We start from the raw sequence: 26,110 nt of genomic DNA on the forward strand, positions 1-26,110 counted from the left end.
CCGGCCCCGCACGCCCGCCCGCTCGTTCCCAGGAGGCAGCCTTGCGAAAACCCGTCACCCACCCCGGACCTGGCAGACACACCCGTAGAGCCGCAGGCGCCATGGCGTCGGCGGCTCTGCTGCTCCCGCTGCTCGGCGCGGCCTCCCCGGCCGAGGCCACGGATCCCTCGGTCTCCCCGGCGGGCCGGGCTGCCACGGCGGCCGGCCTCCAGCGGGCGTTCGCCGCCGCGGCCGCCGAGTACCACGTGCCGCGGAGCCTGCTGCTGGGCGTCTCCTACCTCCAGTCCCGCTGGGACACGCACGCCGGAGCGCCGAGCGTGACCGGCGGCTACGGACCGATGCACCTCACCGACGCCCGTACGGCGCTCGCCGCGGCCCCGCACCACAGCCACGGCACGGAGGACGCCCGCGGCGACTCCGCCCGCCCGGCCCGGGTACCGCAGACGCGGCTCCCGGCCGCCGACGAGCTCCCGGCCCGGCTGCGTACCCTGCCGAGGGCGGCGGAGCTGACCGGCCTGAGCGCCGAGCAGCTGCGCACTGATCCCTCGGCCAACATCGCGGGCGGCGCGGCGCTGCTCGCCGCCGCGCAGCGGAGCCTGGGCGAGCCGCTGAGCGCCGACCCGGCGGACTGGTACGGCGCGGTGGCGCGCTTCTCGGGCGCGGACGACAGCGCGACGGCCGGCGCCTACGCCGACGACGTCTACGACGTGCTCCGTACCGGCGCGGAGCGCTTCACGGACGCCGGTGGGCCGGTCGCCCTGGCCGCCGCGCCGGGCCTGACCCCGCGGACCGCCCAGCTGCGGGAGACCGGTCTGCGCACGGCGTCCGCAGCCGGCACCGAGTGCCCGACGACGGTGTCCTGCGAGTGGATCCCGGCGCCCTACGAGCAGTTCGGCGACAACGACTACGGCAACCACGACCTCGGGGACCGGCCCGCCGCGCCGAGCATCAAGTACATCGTCGTGCACGACACCGAGGGCGGCTGGGAGGGGGTGCTGAACATGGTCCAGGACCCCACCTATGTGTCCTGGAGCTACACCCTGCGCTCCACCGACGGGCATGTCGCCCAGCATGTGAAGGCCAAGGACGTGGCCTGGCACGCGGGCAACTGGTACGTCAACGCCAAGTCGATCGGCCTGGAGCACGAGGGCTTCCTCGCCCAGCCGGACTCCTGGTACACGGAGGCGATGTACCGGTCGTCGGCGCGGCTGGTGAAGTACCTGGCCGGACGATACGGCGTCCCGCTGGACCGGCAGCACGTCCTGGGCCACGACAACGTGCCCGGGCCGACCACCGCGACCGTCTCCGGGATGCACACCGACCCGGGCCCGTACTGGGACTGGCGGCACTACTTCGAGCTGCTGGACCGGCCCTTCGCGGCGACGGCCCGCAGGAGCGGCGGTCTGGTGACGATCCGGCCGGACTACCGCGCCAACCAGCCGGTGTACACGGACTGTGTCGCCAAGGGCCGGCCGTGCGCGGCGCACGGTTCCGGCGCGGTGCGGCTGTATTCCGACCACGACGAGACGTCGGCGCTGATCAAGGACATCGGCCAGGGCTCGGCCCCGACCACGGGCGTGAACGACACCTCCTCGCGGGTGTCCACCGGCCAGCAGTACGCGGTCGCCGACCGGTGGGGTGACTGGACGGCGATCTGGTACCTGGGTCAGAAGGCGTGGTTCCACAACCCGAAGGAACAGCCGACGGCGGTGCCCGCGGCGGGCCAGGTGATCACTCCGAAGGACGGCCGCGACAGCGTTCCGGTCTACGGCCGCGCCTACCCGGAGGCGTCGGCCTACCCGGCGGGCGTCCCGGCCCAGGCGGTGTCACCGCTCCCGTACACCCTGCCGAAGGGCCAGAAGTACGTGGTCGGTGACAAGGTGCCGGGCGAGTACTACTACGCGGTCACCTTCGCCACCGGCTCGCACCAGGTCGTGATCGGCGAGGACCAGTACTACGAGATCCAGTACGGCCACCGGGTGGCGTTCGTGCGGGCCGCGGACGTGCGGCTGATGTCGTCGATGTCGTAGCCGCGCCTCAGCCCCGCCTCAGCCCTGCTGGAACAGCTCCGCCGGGAGCGGCTTCAGCAGGGCGTACAGGTCGTCGGTGATGGGACGGTCCCAGGCGGCGATGGTCACCAGGACGTTGTCGCTGCGGTCGAACTGCACGCAGGAGACCCGGCCCTCGGAGAGCTTGAGGCGGCGCACGATCAGGAGGTTGTCGCCCTGCATCACCGGCATGTCCTCGGTGCCGACGACGGTCACCTCCTCGTCGTTCTCCAGCGCGAGCAGCAGCTGGGCGACCTCGAAGGGGACCTCCCCCTCCTCCACCTCGCGGGCCGGGGAGCCCTCGGGCAGATTACCGATGATCATCGCGGGGCCGCGGCCGCCGAAGAGGTCGTAGCGCAGGAAGACGCCCTGGCAGCTGCCGTCGGGGGCGGGCAGCAGCCCGGCACCCAGATTGCCGGGCCAGTCGCCCGGATCCATGGCCAGGACGTCGAAGTCGGGCCCGGCGGGAGTGGCGCTGCGGCGGCGGAGGAACGACATGCGGCCATGGTACGTGGACAGCGCCGTCCGGCGACCGCCGGGAGGGACGCGGTTCGTCGTCCCGGGGCACCGTTGCTCCCCGGGTGGTGGCGGCCGACGACGCCTGCCCGCCCGGATCCCCGCCCGGGCAGGCTCACCGTGCCGGCCGGACGGCCGGTACCGGTCTCAGGTCAGGTCGAACTCCCCCTCCCGCGCCCCCGACACGAACGCGCCCCACTCGGCGGGCGTGAAGATCAGGGAAGGGCTCGCTGGGCGGCCACTGTTGCGCATCGCGATGAATCCCTCGACGAAGGCGATCTGGACATCCCCCCGCCCCTGGCTGCTGGACTGCCACTCGGCGCTGCTGAGGTCCAGCTCCGGCTTGTCCCAGCCCGCGAGCGGCTGCTGCTGGATGGTGCTCTCGGCCACGTCCGTGCTCCTCCCGGTTCGTCGTCCGCGGGCCAGCCTAGCGATCGGTTCCGGACCCCGACAGAGCACGTGAGGGGGACCTTTCAGGACTCCGGTGGCCGCGCTCCCACGAGCCACATGGAGAAGAACTGCGAGCCGCCGCCGTAGGCGTGCCCGAGGACCTTCCCGGCGCGCTCCACCTGGTGCTCCCCGGCCTGGCCGCGTACCTGGAGCGCCGCCTCCGCGAAGCGGATCATGCCGGAGGCGCCGATTGGGTTGGTGGACAGGACGCCGCCCGACATGTTGACGGGCAGGTCGCCGTCGAGCTCCGTCACCCCGGCCTCGGTCAGCTTCCAGCCCTCGCCCTCGTCGGCGAAGCCGAGGTTCTCCAGCCACATGGGCTCGTACCAGGAGAACGGTACGTACATCTCGACGGCGTCGATGTCCCGGCGCGGGTCGCTGACACCGGCCTGCCGGTAGACGTCGGCGGCGCAGTCCCGGCCTGCCCGCGGCGACACGGCGTCCTTGCCGGCGAACAGCGTCGGTTCGCTGCGCATCGCGCCGCCGAGCATCCAGGCGGGCGGCCGGGGCGCGCGGGCGGCTCCGGCCCGGTCGGTGAGGATCATCGCGCAGGCGCCGTCGGAGGAGGGGCAGGTCTCCGAGTAGCGGATCGGGTCCCAGAGCATGGGCGAGGCCTGGACCTTCTCCAGCGTGATGTCGTGTTCGTGCAGGTGGGCGTAGGGGTTCTTCAGCGCGTTGCGCCGGTCCTTGTACGCCACCAGCGAGCCGACGGTGTCGGGGGCGCCGCTGCGCCGCATGTACGCCCGTACGTGCGGCGCGAAGAAGCCGCCCGCCCCGGCGAGCAGGGGCTGCTGGAAGGGGACCGGCAGGGACAGTCCCCACATGGCGTTGGACTCGGACTGTTTCTCGAAGGCGAGGGTCAGCACGGTGCCGTGGACGCGGGCCGCGACGAGGCCCGCGGCGACGAGCGCGGTGGACCCGCCGACGGAGCCGGCCGTGTGCACCCGCAGCATCGGCTTGCCCACCGCGCCGAGCGCGTCGGCGAGGTAGAGCTCGGGCATCATGACGCCCTCGAAGAAGTCGGGGGCCTTGCCGATGACGACGGCGTCGATGTCGGCCCACGTCAGCTCGGCGTCCTCGAGGGCGCGGCGGGCGGCCTCGCGGACGAGCCCCGCGATCGACACGTCCCGGCGTGCCGCGACGTGCTTGGTCTGGCCGATCCCGACGACGGCCACGGGCTCCTTGCTCATCGCGGTTCCCCTTCGAGTACGGCGACCAGGTTCTGCTGGAGACACGGTCCTGAGGTGGCGTGGGCGAGGGCGCGGTCGGACTCGCCCCGGTGGATCCGGGCGGCGGCCTCGCCGACGCGGATGAGGCCGGCGGCCATCATCGGGTTGGCGGCGAGGGCGCCGCCGGACAGGTTCACCCGCACGCTGTCGTCGAGCCGCAGCGCCTTGCGCAGGACGACCTCCTGCGCGCTGAACGGGGCGTGCAGTTCGGCGGTGTCGACGGGCCGTTCGAAGGCGCCGGCCCGTTCGGCGGCCAGGCGGGTGGAGGGCGAGTCGGTCAGGTCGCGCACGCCGAGCGAGTGGGCCTCGATCCGGTGGTCGATGCCCCGGATCCAGGCGGGCCGGGAGCACAGCTCGCGGGCCCGCTCCCCGGCCGCGAGGATCACGGCGGCGGCGCCGTCGCCGACGGGCGGGCAGTCGCCGGTGCGCAGCGGCTGTACGACGTAGTCCCCCTGGGGAATCGCACCGCGCAGCTGAGCACGCGAGTTGAGGGTCGCCACCCGGCGGCTGCGGGCACCGATCGCGGCGAGGCCGCTCTCGTCGGTGTCGCCCGCGTCGATCAGGGCCTGCGCCTGGAGGGCGGCGAGGGCGACGGAGTCGGGCCACAGCGGGGCGACGTAGTACGGGTCGAGCTGGCGGGTGAGCACGTCGCGCAGGGAGCCGGGCGAGGACTTGCCGTAGGAGTAGACGAGCGCGGTGTCGGCGTCGCCGGTGAGCAGCTTGGTCCACGCCTCGTACAGCGCCCAGGCGCCGTCCATCTCGACATGGGATTCGGAGATGGGCGGCCAGGCGCCGACGCCGTCGAGGGCGAGGGTGAAGGAGAAGGCCCGGCCGGCGAGGTAGTCGCTGGAGCCGGAGCAGGTGAAGTCGATGTCGGCGGTCTTGAGGCCGGTCCGGTCCAGGACGCTGTGCAGGACCGGCATGAGCATCTCGACCTCGGAGAGCTCGTCGGTGGTGCGCCGGACGTCGGTCTGCGCGAAGGCCACCACCGCGATGTCCCGGGTCACAGCAGCTCCTTGTAGGCGTCGTAGTCCGCGTCGGGTTCGCCGGTCGGCCGGTAGTGGTCGGGGTAGCGGGCCCCGTCCGTCCACACGGGCTCGACGCGCAGGCCCATGCGCACCTGGTCGTAGGCGATGCCGCCGATGCGGGCGTGCAGCGCGAGGTCGGCGCCGTCGAGGGCGATGTGGGCGTAGACGTAGGGCACCTCGATGTCGAGGTTCTTCGCCTTGATGTTGACGATGCAGAAGGTGGTGACGGTCCCGCGCGGTCCGACCTCGACCTGCTCGGCGGTCGGGACGCCGCAGGTGGGGCAGGCTCCGCGCGGCGGGACGTACACCTTGCGGCAGGACGGGCAGCGTTCGCCGACGGTCCTGCGGTCGGCGAGGGAGTTGATGTAGGCGGTCTGGGCGCGGCCGGGCGAGTAGGTGTAGTCGAGCCGGGCGGCGGCGACGATGCCGCCGACCGGGTCGGCGAACTCGCCGCTGCTTCCGGTGAGTTCGGCCGGTTCACCGTCGTGGGGCTCGAAGCAGGCGATGTCGGTGACGGCGCCGGTGCGTTCCTCGGCCCAGCGGATCCGGACGCGCATGCCGGTGTGGACGGCGTCGGGGCCGGGGGCGTCGAGGGCGTGCAGGAGGGCGGTGTCGGCGCCGTCGAGGCGGACCAGGACCCAGGCGAAGGGGGTGGTGAGGGGCTGTCCGCGGCGGGGCGCGTGGTTCCAGGCCCAGGTGGTGACGGTGCCGGTGGGGGCGACCTCGACCAGGTCGCGCAGGTCGTCGGCGGTGACCGGGTCGTACTCGACGGGCGGGACGAGGGTGCGGCCGTCGGCGGCCGTCACCCCGAGGACGACCCGCTCGCGCAGGCCAGTGAGAAAGGCACTCTGGACGGGGCCGAGGGACCTGGTGAACGGAAACTCGACGACGAGGGGCGCTTTGAGGACTTCGGGCATCGGGGCTGCCTCCTTGGGATTTCGGCATGCTGCGGCCGGGCCCCGTAAGGGGCGCGGGGAACTGCGCGACCAGCCCAACGACGGCCGGCAGTCGGCAAGCGGCGTCACCCCCGTCCGCTCAACCCGCGGAGCGTCACGCACGCCGGAAGACCGGCGCCCGCTTCTCCGCGAAGGCGCGGGCGCCTTCCTTCGCGTCGTCCGTGTCGAACACCGGCCATCCCTTGACGAGTTCGGCGGCGAGCCCGTCGGTCTCGGTCAATTCGGCGGCCTCGTAGACGGACGCCTTCACGGCCTCCACGGCGAGTGGCGCGCAGGCGTTGACGCGTTCGGCGATCTCCAGGGCCTTCTCCAGGGCGGTGCCGTCGGGGACGACATGGCCGATCAGGCCGATGTCGGCGGCCTCGCGGGCGGTGTAGGACCGGCCGGTGAGCAGCATCTCCAGGGCGTGGGTGCGCGGGATCTGGCGTGGCAGGCGGACCGTCGAGCCGCCGATCGGGAAGAGGCCGCGTTTGACCTCGAAGAGGCCGAAGGTGGCGGACTCGCCCGCGACACGGATGTCGGTGCCCTGGAGCATCTCGGTGCCGCCCGCCACGCAGTACCCCTCGACGGCGGCGATCACCGGCTTGCGGGGGCGGTGGTGGCGCAGCATCGCCTTCCAGTGCAGGTCGGGATCGGCCTTGAGCCGGTCGCGGTGCCGCTCGCCCTCCATGCCGCGGCCGGCCAGGGCCTTGAGGTCCATGCCGGCGCAGAAGGAACCGCCCGCGCCGGTGAAGACGACCGAGCGGATCGAGTCGTCCGCGTCGGCCTCGAGCCAGCCGTCGTACAGGCCGACGAGCATGGCGATCGAGAGCGCGTTCCTGGCCTCCGGTCTGTTGAGCGTGAGCACGAGTGTGGCGCCTTCGCGGCGCACGGTGAGGTGTTCGGTGCCGCTCATCGCAGATCTCCCCTCGGAAAGAACGAGAACAGGTTGCAGGAGGCGTGATGGCAGTTCAAGGGTTTTCTGACAGTCAGTCAGATTTATTGGCGCGAGCCCTTCCCACTTGCCGCCCCCTTTGCTCAGATGACCGACGAATCGTCGGAGAACCAGGCCCCCCGGTCAGGAGGAGCGGTGGAGTACAACCTTGCCGACCTGTTCGAGTCGGTCGTCGACGTGGCGGCGGACCGTGAGGCGCTCGTGTACGTCGACCACCCCGGTACGGGCGCGGAACGCCGTCTGACGTACGCGGAGCTGGACGCCGCGGCCAACCGCATCGGTCACCACCTCCTCGACAGCGGGATCCGCCCCGGCGAGCATCTCGGCCTGCATCTGTACAACGGCGTCGAGTACCTCCAGACGGTGCTGGGCTGCCTCAAGGCGCGGATCGTACCGGTCAACGTCAACTACCGTTATGTGGAAGAGGAGTTGGTCTACCTCTACCGGGACGCGGATCTGGTGGCGCTCGTCTTCGACGCGGAGTTCACGGACCGGGTGGCGGCCGCGCTGCCGCAGACCCCCGCGCTGCGGCACCTGATACGGGTGGGCCCGCGGGACGAGGCCATCACCTCCTTCGCGGACGCCGAGGCGGGCGGCTCCCCCGGGCGCGGGTTCCCCGACCGCTCGGGCGACGACCAGTTCATCATCTACACCGGCGGCACGACCGGCCTGCCCAAGGGAGTGATGTGGCGTCAGGAGGACCTGTTCTTCTCGGGGCTGGGCGGCGGTTCACCGACCGGTGAGCCGGTGAAGAAGCCGGAGGAGATCGCCGAGCGGGTCGCGGCCGGCGGATCCGGGATCACCTTCTTCCCCACCCCGCCGCTGATGCACGGCACCTCCACGCTCACCGCCTTCATCGGCTTCAACTTCGGTCAACGGGTCGTGATCCACCGCAAGTTCGTCCCCGAGGAAGTCCTGAGGACGATCGAGAAGGAGAAGGTCACCAGCATCTCGCTGGTGGGCGACGCGATGCTGCGGCCGTTGATCGACGCGCTCGAAGGCCCCCTGAGGGGCACCGACTGCTCGTCGGTGTTCAGCGTGTCCTCGTCCGGCGCCATCATGTCGGACACGGTCCGCCGCCAGTTCCGGGCGCTGATGCCCAACGCGATGCTGCTGAACAACTTCGGCTCCTCGGAGTCCGGGTTCAACGGCACCGCGACGGACGACTCGGGGCCCGAGCGCGGCTTCCGGGTCCGCGTCAACTCCCGTACCCGGGTGGTCGATCCGGCCACCCACGAACCGGTCGCGGCGGGCGAGGTCGGGCGGGTCGCCCAGCGCGGTCACGTACCGCTCGGCTACTACAACGACCCGGCGAAGACGGCCGAGACCTTCTTCCGCAAGGACGGCGAACGCTGGGTGCTGCTCGGCGACATGGCGACCGTCGACGAGGAGGGCGTGGTCGTGGTCCTCGGGCGCGGCTCGCAGTGCATCAACACCGGGGGCGAGAAGGTGTACCCCGAGGAGGTCGAACAGGCGCTGAAGTCCCATCCGGACGTGTACGACGCCCTGGTGGCCGGGGTGCCGGACCCGACGTGGGGCAGTCATGTGGCGGCGGTCGTGCAGGTGCGCAGCGGTGCCGCGCAGCCCTCGCTGGAGGACATCCAGCACCATTGCCGCTCCCGGCTCGCCGGCTACAAGATCCCGCGTCAGCTGGTGGTCACGGAGTCCATCCGCCGCTCGCCGAGCGGGAAGGCGGACTACCGGTGGGCGCGGGAGGTGGCGGTCGCCGAGGACCGCTGACCCGGCCGGGCGTCAGCCCCAGGGTGTGACCGTCAGCCGGACGCTCGCCCCCTCGCCCAGGATCGGCGCCGCCGTCGCGGGCAGGGGGATGTGGGCCAGCCAGACGCCGCTGCGGGGGTCTTCGTCGCCGCACGGGGTGCCGGTGGGCCGGTGCTCCCAGATGGCGCCGGGGAGGTCCGAGTTCCAGACGGCCCAGACACCCGGGCCCGGCTCGGCGGAGCCGACGTCGACGACGAGGATGTCGGCGAAGTCCGCGGTCTGTTCGAGGTGGTCGGTGAAGCGCAGGATGCCGTCCCGCTCCCGCAGGGACAGGATCCGCAGGTGCAGCGCGTACCGCAGCGTGGGAGTCTCCGGGGGCCGGGGCGCCTTGCTGTTGAGGAAGGTCGTGGCCAGCGGGACGGGTTCGGCGGCCGCGCCGTCGCCGTGCGGGTCGGGCAGCTGGATGGGGCACCAGTGGGCGGCCAGTTGCTCGTGCATCACGCTGGGCAGCCCGCGCACGGCCAGCCGCACCTCGGCCTGCCAGCTGGTGCCGCCGCCCTCGCGGGGCAGTCGGAGGCCGACCAGTTCGGCCTGGACCCGCAGATCGCCGAAGAGGAAGCGCTGGAGGTTCTGGTAGCCCTCCTCGGAGTTGACGAGTCCGTAGCGCCCGCTGTGACTGCGGTGGACGAACGCCCGGTGCGCGTGGGGAACCTGAGCGTTGTCGATCTGCACGAGCCCGTCGCTGCGAGCGCCGACGGCACGCGCGGACAGGCCGTGGGCGACGTCGTAGTCGGTGGGATCCGTGCCCACCAGACAGAAGACCCGGTGCGGGGGGAATCCGCCCTCGGGTATCTCCCGCGGGTCCCAGTTCTCCGGCGGGCCGCCGTCCTCCCGCAGGGAGTCGGGCGTGAGGTACTCGTACATGCGCCGGGGGGCGAAGACATCGGCGCCTTTGATGCCGGTCGCGCCCATCAGCCGTTCGACGAGCCCGAATCCGATGTCGAAGGCGATGCCTCCGTGCGGGGTGCCGTAGGTGAAGAACCGGTCCACGTGGTCCGCCGGGTCCTCGCCCAGCTCGGGGAGGATCTTCTGGATCAGGCAGCGGCAGACGAGGCCGCCCATGGAGTGGGCCACGAGATGGACCCGCGGCGCGCCGCTCTTCTCCTTGAGCCTGCGGACGAGGCGGAGCAGGTCCTGGGCCGCGTCCTCGATGCGGAACGTCCTGGGGCTCGTGCTCCAGGTGCTCGCCGAGGCGTCGTAGAAGCGGTGGATCCAGATGCTGTCGGACGGGATCGCGTCATGGGTGTCCAGGTACGTCTCCTGGCCGCCCCGCACCAGGATCTGGTACCCCTCGTCGAGATGCAGCCGCAGCAACGGGCTCTCGAACTGGTGGAACGCGGGCTTGTCGTCCGGTCCGACGCGCACATGCGTCGAACCCTCGTTGAAACCGTAGAAGGGGTCCTGGACGGCACTGTTGATTCCCGAGGTGTCGCCCGCGTATCCCCTCACGTACACGATGGGGAGCTTCGGCTGGTCGGGCATGGCCCACTCCGCGGCTCGAGTTCGCTGGTGGAGGCACCCTCAGTTTAGGCGGGCGGCACCGAAGCGGCGACCGGTGTGCCGTCGAGGAAGGCTCCGGTGCGTGCGGCGAACCACTCCGGGTCGTCCAGCCACGGGTAGTGGCCGGCGCCGGGCTGTACGGCGAACTCGGCGTTCGGGAAGGCGTCGGCGAGGAGCCGGGCGAGTGCGGGCCGGGGCCCGCCGTCCAGCTCGCCGGCGAGCACCAGGGCCGGGGCGGTCAGGTCCGCGAGGGCGGCCCGCAGGGCGGGCGGATCGAAGGCCTCCGGGTCCAGGAACCCGTTCTCCGCCTCGGAGTTGGTCTGCTCGTCCGCGGCGGCGTCGTGGGCGCGGGCGGCGTCGTCCCACCGGCCGTGGAAGAAGGCGCCGACGACCGCCCAGTCCGGATCGTCCCCGCCCGCGAGCCATGCCTCGAACGCCGGGTACGCCGTCGCGAACCAGGGTTCGGCCGTGCGCAGCCGGGCCGCCGTCAGCCGGTCCTCGGCCGTGGCCGGCCGGCCCAGGGCCCAGGGCGTGGCGGTGATCAGCGCGAGCCGCGACACCCGGTGCGGGTACCGGGCCGCGTACAGCAGCGCGAGGCTGCCGCCCGCCGAGTGGGCGAGCACGTCGATCCGCTCGTGTCCGAGTCGGACGCGCAGCGCCTCGACGTCGTCGACCTGCCGGTCGCAGCGGTACGTCGCCGGGTCCGCCGGGACGGCGGAGTCGCCGGTGCCGCGCAGGTCGAGGAGGATCAGCCGGCGGTGGGCGGCGAGACCGCCGAGGTCGCCGAGGTAGGCGGAGGCGCGCATGGGGCCGCCGGGCAGTACGACGAGCGGTTCGCCCTCGCCCCGCACGTGGTAAGCGAGCTCGGTCCCGTCCGGGGCGGTGAAGGTCGGCATGCCCCGATCCTCGACGCGGGCAGGCCCGGTCCGCAACGCGGTTCTCCCGGGCGAAAGTCACGGCCGCCCTCTTGCCTGCCGCCGGCCGGCCTGGATTACTGATCCCGAGGAAGATCGACCGAATGATCGGTCGCCCGTATTGACATGGTTCGACGGCCGGATCGGCATGGTTCGACGAGGGTGACGAGGGAGAAGGTCCCATGACGGACGCGAGGAACCTGCTGGACGAGGGCGAGCGCCTCGACGAGGACGCCCTGCGCGCCCTGCAACGGGAGCGGCTGCGGGCCTCGCTGCGCCACGCGTACGCCCACGTGCCCTTCTACCGCGAGTCCTTCGACAAGGCGGGCGTCCACCCCGACGACTGCCGCGACCTCGGCGACCTGTCCCGCTTCCCCTTCACCACCAAGGCCGACCTGCGCGAGCACTACCCGTACGGGATGTTCGCCGTGCCCCGGGACCGGGTCCGCCGCATCCACGCCTCCAGCGGCACCACCGGCCGCCCCACGATCGTCGGCTACACGGAGGCCGACCTGTCCCTGTGGGCGGACCTGGTGGCCCGTTCGATCCGCGCGGCGGGCGGCCGGCCCGGCGACACGGTCCATGTGGCCTACGGCTACGGCCTGTTCACCGGCGGACTCGGCGCGCACTACGGCGCCGAACGCCTCGGCTGTACGGTGATCCCCGCGTCCGGCGGTATGACGTCCCGTCAGGTCCGGCTGATCCAGGACCTGGAGCCCCGGATCATCATGGTGACCCCGTCCTACATGCTCACGCTGCTCGACGAGTTCGAGCGCCAGGGCGTCGACCCGCGCTCCACCTCGCTGCGCGTCGGCGTGTTCGGGGCCGAGCCGTGGACGGAACGGATGCGCCAGGAGATCGAGGGCAGGTTCGCGATCGACGCCGTCGACATATACGGGCTGTCGGAGGTGATCGGCCCCGGCGTCGCGCAGGAGTGCGTCGAGACGAAGGACGGCCTGCACATCTGGGAGGACCACTTCTATCCCAAGGTGGTCGACCCGGTCACCGGCGAGGTCCTGCCGGAGGACGAGGAGGGCGAGCTGGTCTTCACCTCGCTCACCAAGGAGGCGATGCCGGTCGTCCGTTACCGCACCCGGGACCTGACCCGGCTGCTGCCGGGCACGGCACGCGTCTTCCGGCGGATGCGGAAGGTGACCGGGCGCAGCGACGACCTGGTCATCCTGCGCGGGGTCAATCTCTTCCCCACCCAGATCGAGGAGATCGTGCTGCGCACCCCCGGAGTGGCGCCCCACTTCCAGCTCCGGCTGACCCGGGAGGGCCGCCTCGACGCCCTCACGGTCCGCGCGGAGGCCCGCCCCGGCGCGACCCCCGAGGACCGCGACACGGCCGCGCACACCATCGCGGCGGCGGTGAAGGACGGGATCGGCGTGTCGGTCGCCGTCGAGATCGTCGATCCGGAGTCGCTGGAGCGGTCGGTGGGCAAGATCAGGCGGATCGTGGACCTGCGGGAGTCATGAGGCGAACCGTTCGCGCAGCTCCCGCTTGAGGATCTTCCCGCTGGCGTTGCGCGGCAGCTCGTCGACGAACAGCACCCGCTTCGGCGCCTTGAAGCGGGGGAGGTTCTCGCGGGCGTGGGCGACGAGTTCCTCCTCGGTGACCGCGCCGCGCGTGACGACCACGGCCGTGATCACCTCGATCCACTTCTCGTCGGGGAGGCCGATCACGGCCGCCTCGGCGACGGCGTCATGGGTGTACAGCGCGTCCTCGACCTGCCGGGAGGCGACCAGCACTCCCCCGGAGTTGATGACGTCCTTCACCCGGTCGACGATCGTGAAGTAGCCGTGGGCATCGCGCACGGCGAGATCGCCGGAGTGGAACCAGCCGTCGCGGAAGGCGGCCGCCGTCTCCTCCGGCTTGTCCCAGTAGCCCTCGCACAACTGCGGGGAGCGGTAGACGATCTCGCCGGCCGTGCCGTCGGGGACGTCCTTGCCGTTCTCGTCGACGACCCGGGCGTCCACAAAGAGGACCTGGCGCCCGCAGGAGTCCAGCCGGCCCTTGTGCTCGTCGGGTGCGAGGACGGTGGCGAGCGGGCCGATCTCGCTCTGCCCGAAGCAGTTGTAGAAACCCAGCCCGGGAAGGCGTTCGCGCAGCCGTTCGAGGACGGGCACCGGCATGATCGACGCCCCGTAGTACGCCTTGCGCAGACCGCTCAGGTCACGGGTCGCGAAGTCGGGGCGGCCGGCCAGACCGATCCACACGGTCGGCGGGGCGAAGAGGCTGTCGACGCGGTCCGCCTCGATCAGGTCGAAGAGACGGTCGCCGTCGGGCGCGTCCAGCACGATGTTCGTGGCGCCGACCGCGAGGTACGGCAGCAGGAACACGTGCAGCTGCGCCGAGTGGTACAGCGGCAGGGAGTGCGCGGGACGGTCGCCGGCGCTCAGGTCGAGGGCGGTGATCGCGCTCAGGTACTCGTGCACCAGGGCGCGGTGGGTCATCATCGCGCCCTTGGGCAGCGCCGTGGTGCCCGAGGTGTAGAGCAGCTGCACCAGGTCCTCGGAGCGCGGCTCGGGACCGTCGTACGCGGGGGTCCCGGGCAGCCGGGCCAGGAGTGAGTCGTCGGCGTCCCGCAGCGCCAGCGTGCGGGTGCCGGCGGGGAGCCGGCCGGCCAGGTCCGGGTCGGTGAGGACCAGTGCGCTGCCCGACTGGCGCACGATGTACGCCAGGTCCTCGCCGGTCAGGTTCTGGTTGACGGGGACGTGCACCAGGCCCGCGCGGGCGCAGGCGAGGAACGCGAGGAGGTAGGCGTCGGAGTTGTGGCCGTAGGCGCCGACCCGGTCGCCGGGGACGAGGCCCTCGCCGAGCAGGACGCTCGCCGCGCGCGAGACGGCCTCGTCGAGTTCCTCGTAGGTCCAGGTGCGGTCGCGGTACTCCACCGCGACGCGTGCCGGGGTGCGGCGGGCGCTGCGCCGCAGCACCCCGTCGACCGTGCTGCCATGTCCGGGCGTCATGACTCATGATCCTCGGGCGGCGGCCGGGGCGGGTCAAGTCGCCGGCGGCCCGGGATGCCGGCCGGACCGTCGTGGCACCGCTCCCTCCGGGGAAGGAGCGGCACACCCGTCCGCCGGACCCCGCTCACACGGGCCGTGTCCGCCCCTCCCAGTACGGCTCCCGCAGCCGCCGTTTGTAGAGCTTGCCGTTGGGGTCGCGGGGCATCTCGGTGATGAAGTCGATGCTCTTGGGGCGCTTGTAGCCGGCCAGCCGTTCGGCGCAGTGGTCGAGGAGGGCGGCGGCGAGGTCGGGTCCGGGCTCGCGGCCGGGGGCCGGTTCGACCACGGCCTTGACCTGCTCGCCCCAGTCGTCGTGCGGGATGCCGAAGGCGGCGGCGTCGGCGACGGCGGGGTGGGCGAGCAGCGCGGACTCGATCTCGGCGGGGTAGATGTTGACGCCGCCCGAGATGATCAGGTCGATCTTGCGGTCGCGCAGGAAGAGGTAGCCGTCCTCGTCGAGCACGCCGAGGTCGCCGACGGTGAAGAAGTCGCCGATGCGGTTCTTCCTCGTCTTGTCGTCGTCCTTGTGGTAGGCGAAGCCGCCGGTCGTCATCTTCATGTAGACCGTGCCGAGTTCGCCGGGCGGCAGACGTTCTCCGTCGTCGTCGAAGATCGCCAGTTCGCTGATGGGCCAGGCCCTGCCGACCGTGCCGGGCTTCTTCAGCCAGTCCTCGGCCGTGGCGAAGGCGCCGCCGCCCTCGCTGGCCGCGTAGTACTCCTCCACACAGGTGCCCCACCAGTCGATCATCGCCCGCTTCACATGGTCGGGGCAGGGCGCGGCGCCGTGGATGGCGTGCCGCATGGACGACACGTCGTGGCGCGCCCGGACGTCCGCGGGGAGGGCCAGCAGCCGGTGGAACTGGGTCGGGACCATATGGGTGTGCGTGCACCGGTGGGTGTCGATGAGACGGAGCATCTCCTCGGGCGTCCACTTGTCCATCAGGACCAGCGGATGGCCGATGTGCAGGGACGCGGCCGCGAACTGGAGCACCGCCGTGTGGTAGAGCGGCGAGCAGACGAGGTGCACGTTGTCGTCGAACGGCCGGACGCCGAAGATGCCGAGGAATCCGCCGAGGTACGCCTCTTCGGGCAGCTTGCCGGGCAGCGGGCGCCGGATCCCGCGCGGGCGGCCCGTCGTGCCCGAGGTGTAGTTCATGACCCAGCCGAGGGTGCGGTCGGCGGGCGGCGACTCCGGTTGTCCGTCGAGGAGTTCGGCGTAGGGCCGGAAGCCCTCGACCTCGCCGACGGCGTACCGGTGGGTGCCGGGCAGGTCCGCCTCGTCGGCGGCCCGGCGTGCCTGGTCGGCGAACCGCTCGTGGGCGAGGAGGACCTTGGCTCCGGAGTCGGAGACGATCCAGGCGATCTCGGGGCCCACCAGGTGGTGGTTGACCGGGACGAGGTAAAAACCGGCTTGGGTGGCGGCGAGGTGGGCGGTGAAGAACTCGACCGAGTTGGGCAGCACGACGGCGAAGGCGTCGCCGCGCTCCAGACCGGCGGCGCGCAGTCCGTGCACGAGCCGGTTGGCGGCCGCGTGCAGACGTCCGGCGCTCCACCGCGCTCCGTCCGGCGCGATCAGGACCGTGCGGTCGGGGTCCTCGGCCGCCTGGGCCCAGAAGCCCGCGGGGGGTGTGGTGGTCATGTGCCGCTCCTTCCGGCGATGCGGTTGACGCGGTCCACGGCCCGCTCGAAGCCTCGGGTGAGGTCGTCGAAGACGGCCTGGACGCTGCGGACGTCGTTCATCCGGCCGACGATCTGGCCGACGGGCGTGCCGAGCAGGGGGTCGACCTCGTACTTCTGGATGCGCGAGACGGCCTCGGCGACGAGCAGCCCCTGCAGTGGCATGGGGAGGGTGCCGGGTCCGTCGTCGGCGTCCCAGGCGTCGGTCCATTCGGTACGCAGCTGGCGTGCGGGTTTCCCGGTGAGGGCGCGGGAACGGACCGTGTCGCCGGAGCCGGCCGCGAGGAGTTTGCGGGTGAGGGCGGCCGAGTGCAGGTCGGCCTCGGCGGTGGTCAGCCAGACCGACCCGAGCCACACCCCCTGCGCGCCCAGCGCGAGGGCGGCGGCGACCTGCTGTCCGCTGCCGATGCCGCCGGCGGCGAGGACCGGCAGCGGGTGGACGGCCTCGACGACCTCGGGGGTGAGCACCATGGAGGCGATCTCGCCGGTGTGGCCGCCCGCCTCGTAGCCCTGGGCGACGACGATGTCGATGCCGCCGTCCTGGTGTTTGCGGGCGTGCCGGGCGCTTCCGGCGAGGGCGGCGACGAGCACGCCCTGTTCGTGGGCGCGGGCGACGATGTCGGCGGGCGGGGAGCCGAGGGCGTTGGCCAGCAGCCGGATCGGGTAGTCGAAGGCGACGTCGAGCTGACCGCGGGCGACCTGTTCCATCCAGCCGGTGATCCGCCATCCGGACGCCTCGCCCTCGGCCAGCTCGGGCACGCCGTACTTGGCGAGGGTGTCCTGCACGAACTGCCGGTGCGCCGGCGGGATCATCGCCTCGACGTCCGCCTCCGTGACGCCTTCGACCTTCTTCGCGGGCATGACGACGTCGAGACCGTACGGCTTGCCGTCGACATGCGCCTCGATCCAGTCGAGGTCGCGCTTGAGGTCGTCGGGCGCGGTGTAGCGGACCGCGCCGAGCACACCGAAGCCGCCGGCGCGGCTGATGGCCGCGGCGACGGCGGGGAACGGCGTGAAGCCGAAGACGGCGTGCTCGACTCCCAGTTGATTGCTCAGCTCCGTCTGCATGGGCGCAGGATGCCGCAGCCGATGCGACGACGGAAGCCTCTTTCTGATACTCCGTCAGATTTGCTGTCCTCAGCCGGGCACGTTCATCCGCTGGGTGCCCACGACCGACAGCAGCCGCAGCGCCTCCTCGGACGGCGAGCCCGGGGCCGCCGTGTAGACGACCACCCGCTGGTCCCGGTCGGTGATGTCCAGGACATCGCAGTTGACGGCGACCAGACCGACGACGGGGTGGTCGAAGGTCTTGCACAGGGTGGGCCGCGCGGTCACCTCGTGGGCCGCCCACAGCTCGGCGAACTCCGCGCTGCCGGTGAGGAGTTCGTCGATCAGCGCGGTCAGTTCGGGATCGCCGGGGTAGCGGGCGGCGGCGCCGCGCAGGTGCTGGACCGCGGTCCGGGCGAACTCGTCGGCGTCGGACACGCTGTACAGCCGGGTACCGCCGCGCCAGGGCTCCAGGAAGGCCCTGCGGACGAGGTTGCGGTCACGCCGCGGCAGGGCGGAGAAGTCCTCCAGGAGGGCGGCGGCCAGGCCGTTCCAGGCGATGACCTCGTAGGCCGCCGACAGCACGATCGCCGCGGCCTGCGGCAACCGGTTCAGCAGGTCGACGATGCTCTGCCGCACCTCGCGCGAGGGGCCGGGACGAGGTCCGGGCGGTGTGCCCGCGAGGTGGTGGAGGTGGTCGCGCTCGGCGTCCGACAGCCGCAGGGCGCGGGCGATCTGGGCCAGCACCTCGCGGGACGGGTGCGGGGCTCGGGCCTGCTCCAGGCGGGTGTAGTACTCGGTCGAGATGAACGCCAGCTGGGCCACCTCCTCGCGGCGCAGCCCAGGGGTGCGCCGGCGCGCTCCGGCGGGCAGTCCCACGTCGGCAGGGGTGATGCGCTCACGTCGGCCGCGCAGGAAATCGGCCAGTTCTCGTCGGTCCACCCCCTCAGTGTGCGCGGACCGCCGTGCGCCCAGCCAGGTACCGGTGGTGCCTGGATCGGCGGCGCGGCCGGGCGCAGGCTCTTCGGCATGACCCACACAATGACCAGCACCACCTCCCGCCCGGCTTCCCACCCGGCCTCGGGCCTGCTCGCCGGCAAGGTCGCCTTCGTCAGCGGCGCCGGTCGCGGCATCGGCGCCGCGGCGGCCCGGCTGTTCGCCCGGGAAGGCGCCGAGGTACTCCTCGCGGCCCGCACGGAGACCCAGCTCAAGGCCGTGACCGAGGAGATCCGGGCGGCCGGCGGCACCGCGGAGTACGTGCGCTGCGACCTCGCCGAACCGGCGAGCGTCCGGGCCGCCGTCGACCGGACCGTCGAGCTGTACGGCAGGCTCGACGTCGCCTTCAACAACGCGGCGACCATCCAGCCGCCCGGCCCCCTGGACCAGCTGCCGGAGGACGACTTCGACCATGTCCTCGCCGTCAACCTCAAGGGGCCCTGGCTGGCGATGAAGGCGCAGATCGCCGCGATCCGCGCCACCTCGGGGACCGGCGCCATCGTGAACACCTCCAGCGTCGGCAGTCTGATGGCCAACCCGAATCTTCCCGTGTACGGCGCGGCGAAGCGGGCGCTGAACAGCCTGACCGCGTCGGCCGCCGCCACCTACGGCCCCGAGGGCATCCGCGTCAACGCCATCGCGCCCGGCACCACGCTGACGGAGATGATCGACGCCTGGGAGGCGAGCACCCCGGGAATCGTCGGCCGGCTCAACGCCCAGACCCCGCTGGGCCGCGCCGCCGACCCGGACGAGGTCGCCCAGGCCGCGGCCTGGCTGCTGAGCGACCGGGCGTCCTACGTCACGGGCACGGTCCTGCGGGTCGACGGGGGCCTGCGGGCCTGATCCCGCGCCGCTCACGCTCAGCCGCCGGCGAGCTCTTCCAGCACCGCCATCGCCGCGTTGTGTCCCGGCACCCCGCTGACCCCTCCCCCGCGCACCGCGCCCGCGCCGCACAGCAGCACGTTGGCGTGCCGGGTCTCCACGCCCCAGCGGCCGGCCCCCTCCTGGGCGTACGGCCAGGCCAGGTCGCGGTGGAAGATGTTGCCGCCGGGCAGCCCGAGGTCGCGTTCCAGGTCCAGCGGGGTCCTCGCCTCGATGCAGGGGCGGCCGTCCGCGTCCGTGGCCAGACAGTCGGCGAGGGGCTCGTCGAGATGGGCCTCCAGCTGGGCGAGGGTCGCCTTCAGGAGCTCCTCGCGCACGGCGTCGTTGTCCCGTTCGAAGAGCCGGGCGGGCGTGTGCAGGCCGAACAGGGTCAGCGTCTGGTAGCCCCGCGCCACGAGGTCCGGACCGAGGATCGTGGGGTCGGTCAGGGAGTGGCAGTAGATCTCGGACGGCGGGGCGGCCGGCAGTTGACCGGCGGCCGCCTGCGCGTGCGCGGCGGCGAGCTGCTCGTAGCCCTCCGCGATGTGGAAGGTGCCGGCGAACGCCTCGCGCGGGTCGACGGAGCTGTCCCGCAGCCTGGGCAGCCGCTCGAGCAGCATGTTCACCTTGAGCTGGGCGCCCTCGGCAGGGGTGGGCGGCTCGCCGCCCGTGAGGGCCGCGAGCGCCTGCGGGGAGGCGTTCACCAGGACGTGCCGGGCGGTGGCGACGCCCTCGCCGTCGGCGGTGCGGTAGGTGACCTCCGCCGTACGGCCGTCCGTGTCGATGCGTACGGCCTCGTGCCCGGTGGCCAGGACGGCGCCCGCCGCCCGGGCGGCGCCGGCGAGGGCGTCGGTCAGGGCGCCCATCCCGCCCACGGGTACGTCCCAGGCGCCGGTGCCGCCGCCGATCACGTGGTAGAGGAAGCAGCGGTTCTGCTTCAGGGAGGGGTCGTGGGCGTCGGCGAAGGTCCCGATGAGGGCGTCGGTCAGGACCACACCGCGCACCAGGTCGTCCGTGAAGCGCTCCTCGACGGCGACGCCGACGGGCTCCTCGAACAGGGTCCGCCAGGCCTCCTCGTCGTCGACGCGACGGCGCAGCTCGTCCCGGGTGGGCAGCGGTTCGGTGAGGGTGGGGAAGACCCGCCGGGCGACGCGCCCGGTCATGCCGTAGAAGCGCTCCCAGGCCGCGTACTCGCGCTCGCCGCCGGTCAGCCGTGCGAACGCCTCCCGGGTGCGTTCCTCGCCGCCGCCGACGAGCAGGCCGGTGGGCCGCCCGCCGCGCTCCACCGGGGTGTACGAGGAGATGGTGCGGCCCTGGACGCGGAAGTCCAGCCCCAGGTCCCGCACGATCTTCTGCGGCAGCAGGCTGACCAGGTACGAGTAGCGTGACAGCCGGGCGTCCACGCCGCTGAACGGGCGGGTGGAGACGGCGGCCCCGCCGGTGTGGTCGAGCCGTTCCAGCACCAGCACGGACCGGCCGGCCCGGGCCAGATAGGCGGCGGCGACCAGTCCGTTGTGGCCGCCGCCGACGATGACGACGTCATGCGCACGGTGTCCCCGGCGATCCTCGTGTTCCGCGTGTCCGGTGTGTCCCGCGTGTCCCTCGTGTTCAGGCATGGTTCTTCGTAACACGGGCCGATCAAGGTCGGCCAGAGGTGGGGGCTACGCTCCGCCGGCCGCCCGCTGCTGCTGCAGCACCGCCACCCTCCGGTACAGCTCGACCGCCTCCTGGCCCCGGCCGAGCCGCTCCAGGCAGTGGGCCTCGTCGTTGCGGCCGGCGAGGGTGTCGGGGTGATCGGCGCCCAGCACGTGCTCGCGGGCCGCGGCCACCCGCCGGTACTCGGTCAGCGCGTCGGTCCAGCGGCCCAGCCAGCCCAGGCCGACGGCGACCTCGCGACGGCTGACCAGCGTGTCCGGGTGGTCGGCGCCGAGCACGCGCTCACGGATGGCGCACACGTCCCGGGACTCGGCGAGCGCCTCCTCCCAGCGGCCCAGCCGGCCGAGGTTGACGCCGAGGCCGTGGCGGGCCCGCAGGGTCTCGGGATGCGCCGGGCCGTGGATGCGGGTGCGGTCCTCCACGAGCTCGCGGTAGAGCTGGAGCGCCTCCGTGCTGCGGCCGAGCCGGCCCAGGCTGATGCCGGTCTCGTAGCGGGCGGCGAGGGTGTCGGGGTGGTCGGGTCCGAGAGCCTGCGCGCGGGCCGCGGCGACCTCGCGGTAGGTCTGGAGGGCTTCCGGCCAACGGCCCAACTGCCCCAGGGCATAGGCGACTTCGTAGCGGGTGACCAGGGTGTCCGGATGGGCTGCGCCCAGGACGCGGGCACGGGCGACGGCCACCTCGCTCGCCATCCGGTGGGACTCCTCCAGACGGCCGAGCCTGCTGAGGTTGAAGGCGAGGTTGTGGCGGCAGCGCAGGGTGTCGGGGTGATCGGGGCCCGCCGTGCGTATCCGGGCGGCGAGGACCGAGGTGTACACCTGGTGGGCGTCGAAGTGGCGGCCCAGCCGGCCGAGCACGTAGGCCATCTCCTGCCGGGTGGCGAGCGTGTCGGCGTGGTCGGCGCCGAGCACCCGGGTACGGGCGGCGGCCACGTCCTGGTACTCGCGCAGCGCGTCGGCGGCACGGCCGGTGCGGCTCAGGGTGAAGGCGACCTCGTAGCGGCTGGCGAGTGTCTCGGGGTGGTCCGCGCCGAGCAGGTGCGCGCGTTCGGCGGCGACGGCGCGGTGCACCTCCCCGGCCTCCGCCCAGCGGCCGAGCCGCCCCAGGCTGAGGCCGGCGCCGTGCCGTCCGGCGAGCGCGGAGAGCGCCTGCGGGGACGGCGCGTCCGGGGCCGCCGGGGCGGGGACCGCGCCGAGCGCCGGCCGGGGGATCCACTCGCCGGTCAGGGCCGCCCCGGCGTCCGGCGGCGCGACCCGCAGTCCGGCGGCCCCGGTGGCCTTGTGGCCGGTGGTCATGCCCTGCGTCCAGGACGGCAGCCGCGGCTCGCGGCCGGCGGGCCCGGACGGCAGCGGCTCCGGCCGGGGTGTCACCAGGGTGGGCACGTACGCCGGTGCGGTGCGGCCCGCGGCGATGCGCCGGACGATCTCCCCGGCGTCCTGGGGGCGCCGGTCGGGCCGTTTCGCCAGCAGGTCCAGGATGATCCGGTCGAGGTGCTCGGGCAGGTCGGGGCGCAGTTCGCGCGGCGGCCGGGGCGGGGTGTCCCGGTGTCCGACGAGGATCGCCCAGGGGTCCTCCAGGTCGAACGGCGGGGCGCCGGTGGCCATCTCGTACAGCACACAGCCCAGCGAGTAGAGGTCGCTGCGCTGGTCGACCTCCTCCCCGCCGATCTGCTCCGGGGACATGTAGTGCGGGGTGCCCATGGCGATGCCGGTGCCGGTGAGACGGGAGGTGAAGCCGATGTCGTGGCCTAGGCGGGCGATGCCGAAGTCGCAGATCTTCACCGTGCCGTCGGTGAGCCGCACGATGTTCGCGGGCTTCAGGTCGCGGTGCACGACGCCCTGCCGGTGCGTGTAGGCGAGGGCCCCCGCGACCTGGTCGGCGATCTCCAGGACGTCGGGGACGGGTAGCGGCCGGCGCTCGTTGTCGTCCAGCAACTGGCACAGGTTGCTGCCGTCGAGGAGCTCCATGACCAGGAACAGGACACCGTCGCTGTCGCCGAAGTCGTGGACGACCGTCACCCCGCGGTGCTGGAGCCCGGCCGCGACACGGCCCTCACGCCGGAACCGTTCCCGCAGCACGCGCCCGGAGGACGGGTCGTGGTGCGGGGCGATCGGTTTGAGGCACTTCACGGCCACCTGCCGGCCGAGGGACTCGTCACGGGCCCGCCACACCTCGCCCATGCCACCGCGCCCGATCCGGTCCAACAGCCGGTACCGGCCCTGGATCAGCTTGCTCTCCGCCATAGTGCGCCGCCGCCCCCGTCGCTTTCCGGCCCTCTCCTGGCCGGTCCAGTATGGCGGCCTATCGCCCGACTTTGAACGGGGCCGGGCGAGCTTCGGGCCCGAGCCTCGCCATGGCCCGCAGGATGTGTTTGGGCGGGAGTTGCCACTGCAGACGTGCGGGAACGCAGCGCAGCAGGGTGCCCGTGGCGCGCAACTGCCTGGTGACGGTGGCGGGTTCCGGGGCCCGTCTGCCGTACAGCTGGTGGGCGTACGGCGGCAGGGAGGCGTACGCCAGGTGCGCCACCCGCCGCCACAGCAGGGCGCGCGCCGGGACGAGCAGGGGGTGGACCGGCGGCCGCCGCAGGAAGTCGTCCACCTCGTGCGCCTCCGCCCCGGCGGCGAGTTCGGGCCGCGTCTTCTCGAAGTACGCGTCCATGTCGGCCCGGTCGGCGGGTACGGCGTCGGGGTCGAGCCCCACCAGGCGGGCGCTGACGCGGTGTTCGGCGAGGTAGCGGTCGGCGGCGGCGTCGGTGAGGGGGTAGCCGGAGCGGCGCAGGACGTGCAGGTAGGAATCGATCTCGGCGCAGTGCACCCACAGCAGCAGCTCGGGTTCGTCGACGCCGTACCGCTCCCCAGTGTCCGGATCGGTCGCAGACAGCATGCGATGGATCTTGCGGACACGGGCGCCGGCCTTCTCGGCGGCCTCGGTGGTGCCGTACGTCGTGGTCCCGACGAAGTCGGCCGTGCGCATCAGCCGGCCCCAGGCGTCACGCCGGAAGTCGGAGTTCTGCATGACCCCGCGTACGGCACGCGGATGGAGCGCCTGGAGATAGAGCGCGCGGACCCCGGCGACCCACATCATCGGATCACCGTGCACCTGCCAGGTCACACTGGTCGGTCGGAAGAGCCCCGGGTCGGCCTTCATACCGGCAGGCTAACGCCGTACCCGTGGCATCCCCAGGCCGATCCAGGAGATGATCTCCCGTTGGATCTCGTTGTTGCCGCCGCCGAAGGTGAAGATCACGGCGGAGCGGTAGCCGCGTTCGAGCTCGCCGTGCAGCACGGCGCCCGCCGAGCCCTCCTGGAGTGCGCCGGGGGCGGCGACGACCTCCATCAGCCAGGCGTAGGCGTCCCGGCGGGCCTCCGAGCCGTAGACCTTGACGGCGGAGGCGTCCTGCGGGGTGAGGGTGCCGTTCTGGAGGGCGCCGACCATCTGCCAGTTGAGAAGCTTCAGCGCGTCGAGCTTCACATGGGTCCGGGCGAGCCGCCGGCGCACCCAGGGCAGGTCGACGACCCGGCGGCCGTCGGCGAGCTTGGTCTCCGTCGCCCAGCGCTGCACGTCGTGCAGGGCGCGGATCGCCATCGTGCCGTGCGCGGCGAGGGTCACCCGCTCGTGGTTGAGCTGGTTGGTGATCAGCCGCCAGCCCTGGTTCTCGGCGCCGACGCGTCGGGACACGGGGACGCGCACGTTCTCGTAGTAGCTGGCCGTGGTGTCGTGGGAGGCGAGGGTGCGGATGACCGTGCAGGAGTACCCGGGGTCTCCGGTCGGCACGAGGAGCATGGTGATGCCCTTGTGCGGCGGGGCCTCGGGGTCGGTGCGCACCGCGAGCCACACCCAGTCGGCGGTGTCGCCGTTGGTCGTCCAGATCTTCTGCCCGTTGACGACGTACGTGTCGCCGTCGCGCACCGCGCGCGTCTTGAGCGCGGCGAGGTCGGTGCCCGCGTCGGGTTCGCTGTAGCCGATCGCGAAGTCGATCTCACCGGCGAGGATCTTCGGCAGGAAGTAGGCCTTCTGCTCGTCGGTGCCGTACCGCATGATCGTCGGTCCGACCGTGTTCAGCGCCATCAGCGGCAGCGGCACGCCGGCCTGGGCGGCCTCGTCGAAGAAGACGAACTGCTCGATCGGGGTGAGGCCGCGGCCGCCGTACTCCTCGGGCCAGCCGACGCCGAGCCAGCCGTCCGTGCCGAGCCGACGGATCGTCTTGCGGTAGAAGCGCTTCGCGGCGGCCGGGTCGATGTGCCGGGCGTAGGCGTTGTGCGGCACCAACTCGGCGAAGTAGGCACGTAGTTCGGTGCGCAGCCGCAGCTGCTCGGGCGTGTGGTCGAGGTGCACGGCGCCTCCTGGCTCCCCAAGGCCGGTCCTGACGGCGCACACGGTAGAACGTGTTTCAGAAATTGGGAATGGCGGAGGCTCTTTTCCTCAGGTACGGAGCAGCCCCGGTCTCAGGCCAGCGTCCCGATGAACTCCGTGCAGGCCTCGGCGCAGGCCCGGCAGGCGGCGGCGCCCTCCTCGGCTCCCGGGTGCTTGTCGAAGACATGGGCGGTCTCCAGGCAGACGGTCCGGCACCACTCCAGCTGGGCACGGATGCCGGCCTCGTCCAGGCGGTTGTTCTCGGACAGCACACGGCAGGTCGCGTCGCACACCTCCGCGCACATGATGCCCTTGCGGCGCAGCAGCGCCTGTTCGTCGGTCCCGTCCGGCTCCACGAGGCTCGCGCGCAGCGCACTGGCCCGCGCGCACTCGGTGCACGCCTGGGCGCAGGCGAAGCGGTCCTCCAGAAATCGGAAGAGCTCCTGTTGCGATGTCTGGTACGTCTGGGATGTCGTCGAAGTCACCCCTGACGGGTAGCCGGACGAGGCGGGGCGAAACCCGTGGACCCGCCCGACGGCGGCACCGATCGCCGTGCGCGAGGCGGCGGCGGCGGAGAGTCATCGGGCCGGAATGGCGGGTTCATGCCCTATCTGGTGGGTATTCACCCGATATGACTACCGCAAGCGTTCAGCTGGCCGCCGCGAGCGGCCTGCTCAGCCTCGTGCTGTTCGTGGTCGCGCTGGCCGTCCTGGCCGTGCTGGGCGGCAGCTTCTGGCTGGGCTCGCGTGTGAAGTCGCGCGAGCCGGCCCGGCCGCGCCCCGAGGAACAGCCGCACCTTCCCCCGGGTGGCGCGGTGCACGAGATACGCGAGAACCGGGAACCCGAGGAGGTGCCCCGGACGGCGGAGGGCGGCCGTCCCCTCACCCCGTACGAGCTGACCAACATGCAGACGCGGTCGAGCGGGGACAAGACACGGCCGCGCTGGAGCCGCGGCAGCAGCGGCTCGTTCGGCGGGGGCGGGCTCGGCTCGCACTGACACGGACCGGCGGGACGAGCCACGGAGCGACCGGAGCCGGTCGCCCGCCAGGCCACACGGGAGGAGTCGAGCCGGGCCGGGACCCGCTGGCCGGGCTGGAGGCCCTGGTCGGCGCGGAAGCGGCGGACCTCGGTGATCACGGACTGGAGGCTGCGGATCTCCTG

At 72.6% G+C, this 26,110-nt stretch carries 22 protein-coding genes; 5 read left to right on the forward strand and 17 right to left on the reverse strand.

Annotated elements, in window-relative coordinates; all coding sequences use genetic code 11:
- Window positions 1-101: 101 nt before the first annotated feature.
- A complete protein-coding gene (locus ABT070_RS30005; RefSeq protein WP_351765039.1) occupies window positions 102-2,030 on the forward strand; it encodes an N-acetylmuramoyl-L-alanine amidase in 1,929 nt (642 codons plus the stop codon).
- 18 nt (window positions 2,031-2,048) lie between these two features.
- Here the strand turns inward: ABT070_RS30005 and ABT070_RS30010 are convergent, their stop codons facing one another.
- The 6 genes from ABT070_RS30010 to ABT070_RS30035 all read right to left on the reverse strand — a co-directional run bounded on the left by ABT070_RS30010 (window position 2,049) and on the right by ABT070_RS30035 (window position 7,122).
- The gene (locus ABT070_RS30010) at window positions 2,049-2,546 is read right to left on the reverse strand and encodes a hypothetical protein (protein ID WP_256905972.1); all 498 of its coding nucleotides are present in this window, start codon (window positions 2,544-2,546) and stop codon (window positions 2,049-2,051) included.
- A 165-nt stretch (window positions 2,547-2,711) separates the two neighbouring features.
- Window positions 2,712-2,954, reverse strand: a complete 243-nt coding sequence (locus tag ABT070_RS30015; RefSeq protein WP_351765040.1) for a DUF397 domain-containing protein — start codon at window positions 2,952-2,954, stop codon at window positions 2,712-2,714.
- 83 nt (window positions 2,955-3,037) lie between these two features.
- Window positions 3,038-4,204, reverse strand: a complete 1,167-nt coding sequence (locus ABT070_RS30020; protein ID WP_351765041.1) for a thiolase family protein — start codon at window positions 4,202-4,204, stop codon at window positions 3,038-3,040.
- Window positions 4,201-5,250, reverse strand: coding sequence for a thiolase family protein (locus tag ABT070_RS30025; protein ID WP_351765042.1), 1,050 nt, complete (start codon window positions 5,248-5,250; stop codon window positions 4,201-4,203). Before ABT070_RS30025 ends, ABT070_RS30020 begins: the two co-directional genes overlap by 4 nt.
- Complete coding sequence (locus tag ABT070_RS30030) at window positions 5,247-6,188, reverse strand: Zn-ribbon domain-containing OB-fold protein (protein WP_351765043.1); 942 nt, start codon at window positions 6,186-6,188, stop codon at window positions 5,247-5,249. Before ABT070_RS30030 ends, ABT070_RS30025 begins: the two co-directional genes overlap by 4 nt.
- Before the next feature lie 133 nt (window positions 6,189-6,321).
- Window positions 6,322-7,122, reverse strand: a complete 801-nt coding sequence (locus ABT070_RS30035; RefSeq protein WP_351765045.1) for a crotonase/enoyl-CoA hydratase family protein — start codon at window positions 7,120-7,122, stop codon at window positions 6,322-6,324.
- A 174-nt stretch (window positions 7,123-7,296) separates the two neighbouring features.
- Between ABT070_RS30035 and ABT070_RS30040 the strand changes: the two genes are divergently transcribed.
- Window positions 7,297-8,901: an acyl-CoA synthetase gene (locus tag ABT070_RS30040; RefSeq protein ID WP_351765047.1), complete on the forward strand. Its 1,605-nt coding sequence runs from the start codon at window positions 7,297-7,299 to the stop codon at window positions 8,899-8,901.
- A gap of 12 nt (window positions 8,902-8,913) precedes the next feature.
- On the opposite strand, the gene ABT070_RS30045 is transcribed toward ABT070_RS30040, so the two are convergent.
- Together ABT070_RS30045 and ABT070_RS30050 are read right to left on the reverse strand one after the other, a co-directional pair.
- Complete coding sequence (locus ABT070_RS30045) at window positions 8,914-10,422, reverse strand: esterase/lipase family protein (protein WP_351765049.1); 1,509 nt, start codon at window positions 10,420-10,422, stop codon at window positions 8,914-8,916.
- Between the two features lie 44 nt (window positions 10,423-10,466).
- Complete coding sequence (locus tag ABT070_RS30050; protein ID WP_351765051.1) at window positions 10,467-11,336, reverse strand: alpha/beta fold hydrolase; 870 nt, start codon at window positions 11,334-11,336, stop codon at window positions 10,467-10,469.
- Between the two features lie 200 nt (window positions 11,337-11,536).
- Between ABT070_RS30050 and paaK the strand changes: the two genes are divergently transcribed.
- Window positions 11,537-12,832, forward strand: coding sequence for a phenylacetate--CoA ligase PaaK (gene paaK, locus ABT070_RS30055; protein WP_351765053.1), 1,296 nt, complete (start codon window positions 11,537-11,539; stop codon window positions 12,830-12,832).
- On the opposite strand, the gene ABT070_RS30060 is transcribed toward paaK, so the two are convergent.
- The 4 genes from ABT070_RS30060 to ABT070_RS30075 form a co-directional block, all read right to left on the reverse strand.
- Window positions 12,827-14,323, reverse strand: a complete 1,497-nt coding sequence (locus ABT070_RS30060; RefSeq protein ID WP_351765055.1) for an acyl-CoA synthetase — start codon at window positions 14,321-14,323, stop codon at window positions 12,827-12,829. The two genes, paaK and ABT070_RS30060, sit on opposite strands and share 6 nt — an antisense overlap.
- 124 nt (window positions 14,324-14,447) lie before the next feature.
- Window positions 14,448-16,001, reverse strand: a complete 1,554-nt coding sequence (locus ABT070_RS30065) for an acyl-CoA synthetase (protein WP_351765057.1) — start codon at window positions 15,999-16,001, stop codon at window positions 14,448-14,450.
- Window positions 15,998-17,107, reverse strand: a complete 1,110-nt coding sequence (locus ABT070_RS30070; RefSeq protein ID WP_351765059.1) for an NAD(P)H-dependent flavin oxidoreductase — start codon at window positions 17,105-17,107, stop codon at window positions 15,998-16,000. The genes ABT070_RS30065 and ABT070_RS30070 overlap by 4 nt, the downstream gene beginning before the upstream one ends.
- Before the next feature lie 69 nt (window positions 17,108-17,176).
- A complete protein-coding gene (locus tag ABT070_RS30075; protein WP_351765061.1) occupies window positions 17,177-18,028 on the reverse strand; it encodes a helix-turn-helix transcriptional regulator in 852 nt (283 codons plus the stop codon).
- Between the two features lie 87 nt (window positions 18,029-18,115).
- Here ABT070_RS30075 and ABT070_RS30080 point away from each other — a divergent pair, with 87 nt between their 5' ends.
- Complete coding sequence (locus tag ABT070_RS30080) at window positions 18,116-18,925, forward strand: SDR family NAD(P)-dependent oxidoreductase (RefSeq protein WP_351765064.1); 810 nt, start codon at window positions 18,116-18,118, stop codon at window positions 18,923-18,925.
- A gap of 17 nt (window positions 18,926-18,942) precedes the next feature.
- Here ABT070_RS30080 and ABT070_RS30085 read toward each other — a convergent pair whose 3' ends face one another.
- From ABT070_RS30085 to ABT070_RS30105, 5 genes are all read right to left on the reverse strand, one after another.
- On the reverse strand, window positions 18,943-20,559 hold the full coding sequence (locus ABT070_RS30085) for a phytoene desaturase family protein (protein ID WP_351765066.1): 1,617 nt from the start codon (window positions 20,557-20,559) through the stop codon (window positions 18,943-18,945).
- 45 nt (window positions 20,560-20,604) lie between these two features.
- On the reverse strand, window positions 20,605-22,839 hold the full coding sequence (locus ABT070_RS30090) for a serine/threonine-protein kinase (protein ID WP_351765068.1): 2,235 nt from the start codon (window positions 22,837-22,839) through the stop codon (window positions 20,605-20,607).
- Window positions 22,840-22,897: 58 nt separating this feature from the next.
- Entirely contained in the window at window positions 22,898-23,743 is an 846-nt protein-coding gene (locus ABT070_RS30095; protein ID WP_351765070.1) for an oxygenase MpaB family protein, read from the reverse strand.
- 9 nt (window positions 23,744-23,752) lie between these two features.
- Complete coding sequence (locus ABT070_RS30100; RefSeq protein WP_351765072.1) at window positions 23,753-24,931, reverse strand: acyl-CoA dehydrogenase family protein; 1,179 nt, start codon at window positions 24,929-24,931, stop codon at window positions 23,753-23,755.
- A gap of 110 nt (window positions 24,932-25,041) precedes the next feature.
- On the reverse strand, window positions 25,042-25,434 hold the full coding sequence (locus ABT070_RS30105; RefSeq protein ID WP_351765074.1) for a four-helix bundle copper-binding protein: 393 nt from the start codon (window positions 25,432-25,434) through the stop codon (window positions 25,042-25,044).
- Between the two features lie 146 nt (window positions 25,435-25,580).
- On the opposite strand from ABT070_RS30105, the gene ABT070_RS30110 reads away from it, so the two are divergent.
- On the forward strand, window positions 25,581-25,946 hold the full coding sequence (locus ABT070_RS30110; RefSeq protein WP_351765076.1) for a DUF6479 family protein: 366 nt from the start codon (window positions 25,581-25,583) through the stop codon (window positions 25,944-25,946).
- Window positions 25,947-26,110: the final 164 nt, after the last annotated feature.

The sequence above is a fragment of the Streptomyces sp. NPDC002884 genome (assembly GCF_040295245.1).
Classification (GTDB): Bacteria; Actinomycetota; Actinomycetes; order Streptomycetales; family Streptomycetaceae; genus Streptomyces.